The sequence below is a fragment of the Bradyrhizobium sp. Crot121 genome (genome assembly GCF_059512385.1).
In genome coordinates this window covers 25,001-35,329 of sequence record NZ_JCAMOR010000074.1, presented here as the reverse complement: position 1 = coordinate 35,329, position 10,329 = coordinate 25,001, and the positions used below count along the sequence as shown (strand labels likewise).

General features: G+C 62.0%; 5 protein-coding genes, 2 tRNA genes and 2 rRNA genes (1 of these 9 running past the window's edge). 5 read left to right on the top strand and 4 right to left on the bottom strand.

Annotated features, from left to right (window positions below):
* Window positions 1-365: 365 nt before the first annotated feature.
* Window positions 366-1,151, bottom strand: a complete 786-nt coding sequence (locus tag AC5ZGW_RS37435; RefSeq protein ID WP_130227580.1) for an MOSC domain-containing protein — start codon at window positions 1,149-1,151, stop codon at window positions 366-368.
* Between the two features lie 227 nt (window positions 1,152-1,378).
* Here AC5ZGW_RS37435 and clpB point away from each other — a divergent pair, with 227 nt between their 5' ends.
* Entirely contained in the window at window positions 1,379-4,018 is a 2,640-nt protein-coding gene (gene clpB, locus AC5ZGW_RS37430) for an ATP-dependent chaperone ClpB (protein ID WP_130227579.1), read from the top strand.
* 62 nt (window positions 4,019-4,080) lie between these two features.
* Here the strand turns inward: clpB and AC5ZGW_RS37425 are convergent, their stop codons facing one another.
* From AC5ZGW_RS37425 to AC5ZGW_RS37415, 3 genes are all read right to left on the bottom strand, one after another.
* Window positions 4,081-4,335: a hypothetical protein gene (locus tag AC5ZGW_RS37425; protein WP_028169118.1), complete on the bottom strand. Its 255-nt coding sequence runs from the start codon at window positions 4,333-4,335 to the stop codon at window positions 4,081-4,083.
* A 77-nt stretch (window positions 4,336-4,412) separates the two neighbouring features.
* The gene (locus AC5ZGW_RS37420) at window positions 4,413-4,772 is read right to left on the bottom strand and encodes an SPW repeat protein (protein ID WP_028169119.1); all 360 of its coding nucleotides are present in this window, start codon (window positions 4,770-4,772) and stop codon (window positions 4,413-4,415) included.
* A gap of 100 nt (window positions 4,773-4,872) precedes the next feature.
* On the bottom strand, window positions 4,873-6,885 hold the full coding sequence (locus tag AC5ZGW_RS37415; protein WP_165435340.1) for a M23 family metallopeptidase: 2,013 nt from the start codon (window positions 6,883-6,885) through the stop codon (window positions 4,873-4,875).
* Window positions 6,886-7,784: 899 nt separating this feature from the next.
* Between AC5ZGW_RS37415 and AC5ZGW_RS37410 the strand changes: the two genes are divergently transcribed.
* From AC5ZGW_RS37410 to AC5ZGW_RS37395, 4 genes are all read left to right on the top strand, one after another.
* Window positions 7,785-9,273, top strand: a 16S ribosomal RNA gene (locus tag AC5ZGW_RS37410).
* A 228-nt stretch (window positions 9,274-9,501) separates the two neighbouring features.
* Window positions 9,502-9,578 (top strand) — tRNA-Ile (locus AC5ZGW_RS37405).
* 33 nt (window positions 9,579-9,611) lie between these two features.
* A tRNA-Ala gene (locus AC5ZGW_RS37400) sits at window positions 9,612-9,687 on the top strand.
* A 473-nt stretch (window positions 9,688-10,160) separates the two neighbouring features.
* Window positions 10,161-10,329: ribosomal RNA gene (locus tag AC5ZGW_RS37395) — 23S ribosomal RNA — on the top strand; it runs 2,671 nt beyond the window's last position.
* The 16S and 23S rRNA genes sit together here with 2 tRNA genes alongside, the layout of an rRNA operon.

Below are 10,329 nucleotides of genomic sequence, written 5' to 3'. Positions count from 1 at the left end.
TGGTCCTACCCCCGTGCTTTTTGTTGCACGGGACCCACGGGTGCAACCGGCACCCGGCTTTCCCTGCGCCCTCTGATCTCGGGGAGGGTGGAACGAGACGCCAAGCTCGGACGCAACGCGCCGCGAGAACGCGAGCGCACATCGTCTCCTCACGCTCCACGGTCATGCCCGCAAAGGCGGGCATCCAGTATCCGGCGGCCTCTCGGCTCAAGCACCGCCGTCTCTGGAATACTGGATCGTCGGGTCAAGCCGGACGATGACAGCGGAGAGGCTGTTTGAAACTGAATCGGAATTGTAGGATGGGTAGAGCGGAGCGAAACCCATCATTCGCGCGGCTTGCTCCGTCGCGAGGCGGTTCGCTTTTGCTACAACAGCTCCGGCTGCTCCGCCGCGATCGCATCCCCGATAGCCACCGCGCCATCCGCGACCACCTCGGCATAGACGCCGCATTCGTTGTGGCCGAGGCGCTCCATCAGGGTGTGCGGGATGGTGAGGTCGCGCACGCCGGTGTCGGGATCGACATTGACCGCGGCGCAGCGGGTGATGCGCTTGACCACCTTGGCCCGTGCGCTGCCGATCGCGATCGTCTGGTCGAGCAGCTCGAATTCGTGCCAGGCCGGCCAGCCCTCGACATAGAGGTTGGCGCGGAAGCGCAGCGGATGCACGGATTGCCCGACCATCTCCTCGATCGCGCGCAGGCTATTGAGGTTGATGATCGAGACCACCTTGCGGGCGACGTCGGAGAAGCTGTGACCGGGGCTGGTCAGGACCTTTGGCGGTCCCTTGATCTGGCCGGCATGGTGGAGTGCGAAATACTGCTCGATCGCGGCGCGCCCGGCGGCCGTTTCGAGGTCGCCCTGAGCCACCATCTCACCGTTCCGGCGCAGGGTCAGGACGTGGCTGCCGTCGTCGAATTCGGCACGGAGCGGCACCAGCCAATCGTCCCGCTGCAGCATCAGGAAATGCGGCTTCGGCAGCCATTTGGGCTGCTCGGGATCGAAGCCGCTCGGTCCGTTCTCGATGGCGTAGCGGCGATCGGACAGCAGCGTCTGGCCAGCCTTGAGCTCGGCCCGCGGCAGCGCCTCGGGCGTCAGGCCTTTGACGGGATAGCGGTAGATGCCGGCGATCTCTGGGGATGAAGCGGAGGACATCAGGCCTTTTAGGAGATTTTCATCGATCGGGCCATACAACCTTACGAAATCATTGCAGAAAGCCCTTCCGTTTCGGAAGCCAAATGCCCACATTCGCGTCAAGCCTGAAATGAGGGCGACGACCACCGGCGGGTTGACCGACGTCAACACCGCCGGGCGGAAACCCAATGAAGATGCCTTCACAGTGCCTGCGGGGCTGGGGAGGCAGGCCGAGGGAAAGCAAAGTTATGAATATTGAGAAATACACCGAGCGCGCGCGCGGCTTCATCCAGTCGGCGCAGTCGCTTGCGGTGCGCGAGGGGCACCAGCAGTTCTCGCCGCTGCATCTGTTGAAAGTGCTGCTGGACGACAGCGAAGGCCTTGCCGGCGGTCTGATCGATCGCGCCGGCGGCAATTCCCGCGCCATCCTCAAGGCATCCGAGGATGCGCTTAACAAGCTGCCGAAAGTGTCGGGCAGCGGCGCGGGGCAGGTCTACCTTTCACCCGAATTGGCGCGGGCATTCGATGCGGCCGAAAAGGCGGCGGAGAAGGCCGGCGACAGCTTCGTCACCGTCGAGCGTCTGCTGCTCGGGCTCGCGCTCGAGAAGAACAGCGAGGCCGGCTCGATCCTGAGCAAGGGCGGCGTCACACCGCAGAACCTGAATGCGGCGATCGAGTCGCTGCGCAAGGGCCGTACGGCCGATAGCGCCACCGCCGAGAACGCTTATGACGCGCTGAAGAAATATGCCCGCGACCTGACCCAGGCCGCGCGCGACGGCAAGCTCGATCCGGTGATCGGCCGCGACGAGGAGATCCGTCGCACCATCCAGGTGCTGTCCCGCCGCACCAAGAACAACCCCGTCCTGATCGGCGAGCCCGGCGTCGGCAAGACCGCCATCGTCGAGGGCCTGGCGCTGCGCATCGTCAACGGCGACGTACCGGAGAGCCTGAAGGACAAGCGGCTCTTGTCGCTCGACCTCGGTGCGCTGATCGCGGGTGCAAAGTACCGCGGCGAGTTCGAGGAGCGGCTGAAGGCCGTGCTGCAGGAGGTCACCTCGGCCGAGGGAACCTTCATCCTGTTCATCGATGAGATGCACACGCTGATCGGCGCCGGCAAGGCCGATGGCGCGATGGACGCGTCCAACTTGTTGAAGCCGGCGCTGGCCCGCGGCGAGCTGCACTGCATCGGCGCGACCACGCTCGATGAGTACCAGAAGCATGTCGAGAAGGATGCCGCGCTGGCTCGGCGTTTCCAGCCGATCTTTGTCAGCGAGCCGACGGTCGAGGACACCATCTCGATCCTGCGCGGGTTGAAGGACAAGTACGAGCAGCACCACGGCGTGCGGATCGCCGATTCCGCGCTGGTGGCAGCCGCGACCCTGTCCAACCGCTACATCACCGACCGCTTCCTGCCCGATAAGGCGATCGACCTGATGGACGAGGCGGCGGCGCGGCTGAAGATGCAGGTCGATTCCAAGCCGGAAGAGCTTGATACGCTGGACCGCGAGATCATCCGCCTCAAGATCGAGCAGGAGGCGCTGAAGAAGGAAAGCGATCTGGGCTCGAAGAGCCGGCTGCAGGCGCTGGAGAAGGAACTCGTCGATCTCGAGGAGAAATCGGCAGCGCTGACGGCGCGCTGGAGCGCGGAGAAGAACAAGCTTTCCAACGCCCAGAAGCTGAAGGCCGAACTCGACGCGCTGCGCGTGGAATTGGCCAACGCCCAGCGCCGCGGTGAATTCCAGCGTGCAGGCGAGCTTGCCTATGGCAAGATCCCGGCACTGGAGAAGCAGCTCGCCGATATCGAGGCCAGCGAGAACCAGGGCGCGACGATGGAGGAGGCGGTCACCGCCAACCACATCGCGCAGGTGGTCTCCCGCTGGACCGGTGTTCCCGTCGACCGGATGCTGGAAGGCGAGAAAGAGAAGCTCCTGAAGATGGAGGATGCGCTCGGCAAGCGCGTCGTCGGCCAGGCCGAGGCGGTGCGTGCGGTCGCGACCGCCGTGCGCCGCTCGCGCGCCGGCCTGCAGGACCCGAACCGGCCGATGGGCTCGTTCATGTTCCTAGGGCCCACCGGCGTCGGCAAGACCGAGCTGACCAAGGCGCTGGCTGAGTACCTATTCAACGACGAGACCGCGATGGTCCGCCTCGACATGTCCGAATACATGGAGAAGCACTCGGTCTCGCGCCTGATCGGTGCGCCTCCGGGCTATGTCGGCTATGACGAGGGCGGCGCGCTGACCGAGGCGGTGCGACGGCGGCCCTACCAGGTGGTGCTGTTCGACGAAATCGAGAAAGCGCATCCTGATGTCTTCAACGTGCTGCTGCAGGTGCTCGACGACGGGCGTCTGACCGATGGTCAGGGCCGCACGGTCGATTTCCGCAACACGCTGATCATCATGACCTCGAACCTCGGTTCGGAGTTCCTGGTGAACCAGCCGGAAGGCGAGGATACGGGCGCGGTGCGCGAGCAGGTGATGGCGACGGTGCGGGCGCATTTCCGCCCCGAATTCCTCAACCGTGTCGACGAGATCATCCTGTTCCATCGGCTGCAGAAGAGCGAGATGGGTCGGATCGTCGAGATCCAGTTCGCGCGGCTGCAGAAGCTCCTGGAGGATCGCAAGATCACGCTGACGCTGGACGCGGCGGCGCGCGACTGGCTGGCCGCCAAGGGCTGGGATCCGGCTTACGGCGCCCGCCCGCTGAAGCGGGTGATCCAGCGCAATCTGCAGGATCCGCTGGCCGAGATGATCCTGGCTGGCGATGTCAAGGACGGCGACCAAGTCAAGATCTCGGCGGAGGGCAACGTGCTGACCTTCAACGGCAAGGCGCAGCAGACCGCAGAGGTCGCTCAGTTCGACGCGCCGGTAGCGAAGCGCAAGCTGAACTAAATCATGAAACGATCGAAGCCCTCTCCGCGGCCCGGCGGAGAGGGCTTCGAGTTTGGGGGAGGCTATTCCTGCGTCACTGCCGGGCCGACATCGTCCTCGTCGCTCGGCTCGAGTTCGGAAAGGATGTCCACGAGCTCGCGGGCGCGGCCGGTCGCAAGCGGTTTGCCGGCGTTCATCAGCGGCTCGTCATTGGCGAGCCAAGCCTGCGCCTCCGCCAACTCGTCGACGGTGGCGCCCGTCGCGATGATCTTGGCGATGGTGACATCGTCGATCTGGCCGACCGCCTTGACGACGTCATCGCGTGTGATGTGCCTCATGTCCGGTACCCTCTACGCGAAACAAGGCCTCCACCCGCCGTCGTGGCGGGCAGGGACCAGAGTAAGACAGCCCTCGATCAGCGGCCTGTGGTCAGCCGTGGCGGGTGCTGCGACATCATCCAGAGCTCGATTGCAGCCAGGATCGCCACCGCCGCGCCGATCACCACATGGACCGTCATCGCGGTGGTGCCGTGGAAGCCCAATACCCAGGGCGACACCAGGGCCCACAATCCGACGATCAGGTTCAGCCACTCCTCCCACACCGCGAACGCCGCCAGCGCCGCGATTGCAAGGACCGCGATGACGATGCCGGTGATGTAGGCGTTGGTGGAGACGGTTCCGGCGGTGAAGCCGAACAGCCAGGGCGACAGCAACAGGATCGCGCCGAGGATCAGGTTTGCGACGTCGCACAATTTCGCGTTCGTCCAATTCTCCATGACACCCTCCGTTGGAGGTTTCGTGCATCCCTGAAACCGAGCTGATGCCCTCCCGGTTCCACGGCCGCCGCGGCAAATTTGCTTGATTTGACGGGGGAGATCAGCGGTTGCTGACAGGGCGCGAACCGGTCGAGCCGGTGGCGTCGGAGACGATGCGGGAGCTGCCGCGGCTGCTCATCTGGGCATCGATCCGGTCGCGCTCCTTCTCGAAACCTGCCAGCATCGAGCCCTCGAGCGAGCGCCCGCGCGGCAGCTTCACGCGCATCGGGTCGACGAAACGGCCGTTGACCAGGATCTCGTAATGGACGTGGGCGCCGGTCGACATGCCGGTCGACCCGATAAAGCCGATGACCTGGCCCTGGCGGACGCGCTTGCCGGCTTCCATGCCCTTGGCGAAGGCGGACATGTGGCCGTAGGCGGTCTCATAGCCATTGTTGTGCTTGACGCGGACATACTTGCCGTAGCCGCCCTCCCAGCCGACCTTTTCGACCACGCCGTTGCCCGACGCGAAGATCGGGGTGCCGTAGGGGGCCGCCCAGTCGACGCCGGTGTGCATCTTGACGTAGCCGAGGATCGGATGGCGACGGCCGCCGAAGCCGGAGCGCATGATCGCGTTGTTGACGGGCTTGCGCACCAGGAACTTCTTCGCGCTCTTGCCGGTCTCATCGTAGTAGTCGACCACCGAATCGTCCGGCGTCTGGAACCGGTAGTATTTCTTGGTCTCGCCGCCGACCGTGAGCGCGGCGTACAGCACCTCGGTCTTTTCGCTGCTCGTTACGCCTTCGTCCTCGCCGGCGTAGAAGACGTCGAAGCTATCGCCGGGCTGCACCTTGCGCTGGAAGTCGACGTCATAGGAATAGATGCGGACCATGTCCTCGATGACGTTCTGCGGCACCTTGTTGCGCAGCGCGGTCTCGTAGATGCTCTGATAGAGCCGTACGCCGCTGCCATCATCCTCGTCATCGTCGCTGTTGTCGGCGGTGTCGGACACGGTGTTCAAGCTCTGCACGTCGACGGCGACATATTTGCCGATGTCCGAGAGTGCTGCGACCGCTTCGACCTGGGTGTCGTTGGCGACGATCACGCGATAGGGCTGCAGCCGCGCTCCCGGCGCCGGATTTGCCGGCGCCATCAGGATGCGCAGCTTCTGGCCTTCCTTCAGGCCGCCATCGCGGCCGCGGGCGCCGAGCATGGCCGCGATCGCCTTGGCCTCGTCGGCTGTCGCGCCCATGTCGCGCAGCACCGAGGTGACGGTGTCGCCCTTCTTGACGATATGCACCCGCTCCCCGGTCGGGTTGCCGCCGGTGACCTGCTCCTTGGTCTTCGGCAGCAGCGTGACGTTTTCCGGCACCACGCGGGTTTCAAAGCCGGCATAGGGATCGGAAACGTTGCCCTCTGTGGCATAGGCGAGCTTGAGGTCGGGCTGCGCGCCGCCGACATCGGCGGTGGCATTGGCCAGCGTATAGCGGACGCCGCCGTTATTGCCGCGCCAGTTGGCCGCGTCACGCACCCGCATCAGGATCTCGTCGAGCGCCACCCCCGCGGCGATCTTCGCCTTCGGTAGCACCTGCCCCAGATCCTTGGTGACGAATGAGACCTCGGCGTCGGGCTCCACAGCCTCGGGGTTGTTCGGATCGTCCGCCGCCGCGGTCTGATTGGTGCCGACATCGGTCAGCATGCGCTGGGCGTTGAACGGCGGGATCTTGGCCGAAAGATCGCTTGTCGTCATCGACAGGTTGCCGGAGATGCGAACATACGGCCGCACCCGCATCACGTCGCGGTTGCCGACGCGGGTCACCGTCGATACCCGCACCACGTTGCGCGAGGCGCTTGATTCCGACGGCGGCGGCAGGCGGTCGCTCTTGTGCAGGGTGGCGGCACGGTCATTGGCGCTGATGGCACCGCGCAGCGCGCCCTCGACCCGCTCGGGGAGCTTGGCAAAGGTCATCTCGCCGTCGAGGGACGCAAAAACGGCGCCGCCGATCAAGGCCGCGCCGCACAGGCCGGTGAGGATCGTGCCGCTGAACCACTGTACGGAAACACGGCGGCGGTCGATCACCGCAGCCTCCGAGCCGTCAACCGACAGCGGCGGCTCGTGACCGAGATCGATCATCCCGGTCTCGCGTCCAAAGCCGCTCCCGCGTGACGCCCGTTGGCTCAAACCCGTGTTCCCCCAAGTTCCATCAGCATACGACGAGACCTCCGCACTCCCTTGCGCCCGCATTCGCCCTAGCGGGGCAATCCGGCAGTACGGCGCGTCACATACAGCAACATTCGTGAATTATCGAAGGCCGATGGCCCACCACAATCTCGAATGCCAACGATGTGTAAATCTCTCGATGTTGCTCGGCCGCGTGGAACTGGCGACGGATTCATCGAAATCGTCAGTCCCTTGGTAGAGAAACCACCGGCAGCCCCCACTGGCATCCGGCGATTCATTTTGCATAACTAATCGTCAGAACGTCGCAGGATTGTGGCTCAAGTACGGCGTAAAGTCCCGAAAAATCGAGCAGTTCTGCGCATCAGAAGAATCTGCACCTGATGCGACGATTTGTTGACAATGGCCGTTGACAAGCCGGATTGGGCCGGCCTATAAGGCGGCCACTGAGCGCGGCGCTGCATTGGCCCGGTGGCCAAGGCAAGCTTTCGCGCCCTTGATGCTCCTCACTTTGATGAGTGACTCAACAGCCGACGTAAATCGGTTGGGGATTCGCCGTCGGGTGAAGAGGGTCGGAACCCTCCTAAGGGTGTGAGGTCTTCGGATCTCGGGCTGTTTGACAAGTGAAGATGAAGAAAGAGAAACGTGGACGGCGGAGTCCTTGCGGGTCTCGATTTTGAAAACCTCGGTTTTCCCGATCGGGACCGGACGAAAGACTTCGGCGGTACACGTTTTGAATAAGGTTACACCATGGCCTCTTCATTGAGGTCAGGTCGCCAGCGATGTGAATCGCTGTGCGATTTCGGTGTGGACCTCGTCAAACGTTGTGATCAGCCGGTTCAAAGTTTCAAGTCCAACTTGAGAGTTTGATCCTGGCTCAGAGCGAACGCTGGCGGCAGGCTTAACACATGCAAGTCGAGCGGGCGTAGCAATACGTCAGCGGCAGACGGGTGAGTAACGCGTGGGAACGTACCTTTTGGTTCGGAACAACACAGGGAAACTTGTGCTAATACCGGATAAGCCCTTACGGGGAAAGATTTATCGCCGAAAGATCGGCCCGCGTCTGATTAGCTAGTTGGTGAGGTAATGGCTCACCAAGGCGACGATCAGTAGCTGGTCTGAGAGGATGATCAGCCACATTGGGACTGAGACACGGCCCAAACTCCTACGGGAGGCAGCAGTGGGGAATATTGGACAATGGGCGCAAGCCTGATCCAGCCATGCCGCGTGAGTGATGAAGGCCCTAGGGTTGTAAAGCTCTTTTGTGCGGGAAGATAATGACGGTACCGCAAGAATAAGCCCCGGCTAACTTCGTGCCAGCAGCCGCGGTAATACGAAGGGGGCTAGCGTTGCTCGGAATCACTGGGCGTAAAGGGTGCGTAGGCGGGTCTTTAAGTCAGGGGTGAAATCCTGGAGCTCAACTCCAGAACTGCCTTTGATACTGAAGATCTTGAGTTCGGGAGAGGTGAGTGGAACTGCGAGTGTAGAGGTGAAATTCGTAGATATTCGCAAGAACACCAGTGGCGAAGGCGGCTCACTGGCCCGATACTGACGCTGAGGCACGAAAGCGTGGGGAGCAAACAGGATTAGATACCCTGGTAGTCCACGCCGTAAACGATGAATGCCAGCCGTTAGTGGGTTTACTCACTAGTGGCGCAGCTAACGCTTTAAGCATTCCGCCTGGGGAGTACGGTCGCAAGATTAAAACTCAAAGGAATTGACGGGGGCCCGCACAAGCGGTGGAGCATGTGGTTTAATTCGACGCAACGCGCAGAACCTTACCAGCCCTTGACATCCCGGTCGCGGACTCCAGAGACGGAGTTCTTCAGTTCGGCTGGACCGGAGACAGGTGCTGCATGGCTGTCGTCAGCTCGTGTCGTGAGATGTTGGGTTAAGTCCCGCAACGAGCGCAACCCCCGTCCTTAGTTGCTACCATTTAGTTGAGCACTCTAAGGAGACTGCCGGTGATAAGCCGCGAGGAAGGTGGGGATGACGTCAAGTCCTCATGGCCCTTACGGGCTGGGCTACACACGTGCTACAATGGCGGTGACAATGGGAAGCGAAGACGCAAGTCCTAGCAAATCTCAAAAAGCCGTCTCAGTTCGGATTGGGCTCTGCAACTCGAGCCCATGAAGTTGGAATCGCTAGTAATCGTGGATCAGCACGCCACGGTGAATACGTTCCCGGGCCTTGTACACACCGCCCGTCACACCATGGGAGTTGGTTTTACCTGAAGACGGTGCGCTAACCGAAAGGGGGCAGCCGGCCACGGTAGGGTCAGCGACTGGGGTGAAGTCGTAACAAGGTAGCCGTAGGGGAACCTGCGGCTGGATCACCTCCTTTCTAAGGATGGTCCTTCAGAGAGCTCACGCTCACTATCGGATCGTTTTAGAAACATCTCGGGGCCAATCGATCGCCAGATCGCTTGAGCTCCATAGGCGGGATTTCGCCGTCTTCGTTTCTCTTTCTTCGCGGACGAACACGCGCCAGGGGCTAGAGCGCTGTGCGATGCATCGGCGAAAGCCGGTTGCGCGCGAGCGGGTTCCTAATCCTTTGTAGGATGAGCGTTAGGGGCTTGTAGCTCAGTTGGTTAGAGCGCGCGCTTGATAAGCGTGAGGTCGGAAGTTCAAGTCTTCCCAGGCCCACCACCTTCATCGAGCGGGCATTCGTCTTCTGGTTACGGGGCCATAGCTCAGCTGGGAGAGCGCGTGCTTTGCAAGCATGAGGTCGTCGGTTCGATCCCGTCTGGCTCCACCAGCCTTCGCTGGCGGATCGCCAGCTACGGCTCGGCAAGCCAACCAAAGCGAAGGCTGCCGCGTCGAAGCTCGAAGAGCGAAGACGGGCTGGCGCCTCGACTGAAGCATCATCGTCCGCGAAACATCAATTCGCACACGCAGTCCGGATGGACGCGGTGTGCGTGTTATCTGACATCGTAAAGAGGAGATCGATCCAAGTTTGGGATCTGCGGAGCAATTCGCGGGTGCTCATTCACTATCTCCAGATCATTTTCGGCGCTCGTTCATCGCAAGATGAGCGGGTTGTAAAATGATCCTGTTAGCGAAGCTTGACCGCCTCGCTATTGGTTCGATCTTACGAAGCAAGCTGGTCTTTCTAATCAATGTCCGGCCGCGCAAGCAGCATTCATCGAGGGTGCGCGCTTTGAGATTTCGGTCTCACTGCGATTGGGCGGCATACATTCTGCCGAGTGTGTGGACATTGATAATGAGAGCAATCAAGTGCCTTAAGGGTGTTCGGTGGATGCCTTGGCGCTGAGAGGCGATGAAGGACGTGCTACGCTGCGATAAGCCGTGGGGAGCTGCGAAGAAGCTTTGATCCACGGATTTCCGAATGGGGAAACCCACCTTCGATAGCCGGAACTCCAAGACCTTGTGTTTTGGG

What these genes read in the sequence shown, in the direction of transcription:
- AC5ZGW_RS37435 (WP_130227580.1), bottom strand. Translation starts at nt 1,151, where the DNA reads ATGTCCTCCGCTTCATCCCCAGAGATCGCCGGCATCTACCGCTATCCC.
- clpB (WP_130227579.1), top strand. Translation starts at nt 1,379, where the DNA reads ATGAATATTGAGAAATACACCGAGCGCGCGCGCGGCTTCATCCAGTCG.
- AC5ZGW_RS37425 (WP_028169118.1), bottom strand. Translation starts at nt 4,335, where the DNA reads ATGAGGCACATCACACGCGATGACGTCGTCAAGGCGGTCGGCCAGATC.
- AC5ZGW_RS37420 (WP_028169119.1), bottom strand. Translation starts at nt 4,772, where the DNA reads ATGGAGAATTGGACGAACGCGAAATTGTGCGACGTCGCAAACCTGATC.
- AC5ZGW_RS37415 (WP_165435340.1), bottom strand. Translation starts at nt 6,885, where the DNA reads ATGATCGATCTCGGTCACGAGCCGCCGCTGTCGGTTGACGGCTCGGAG.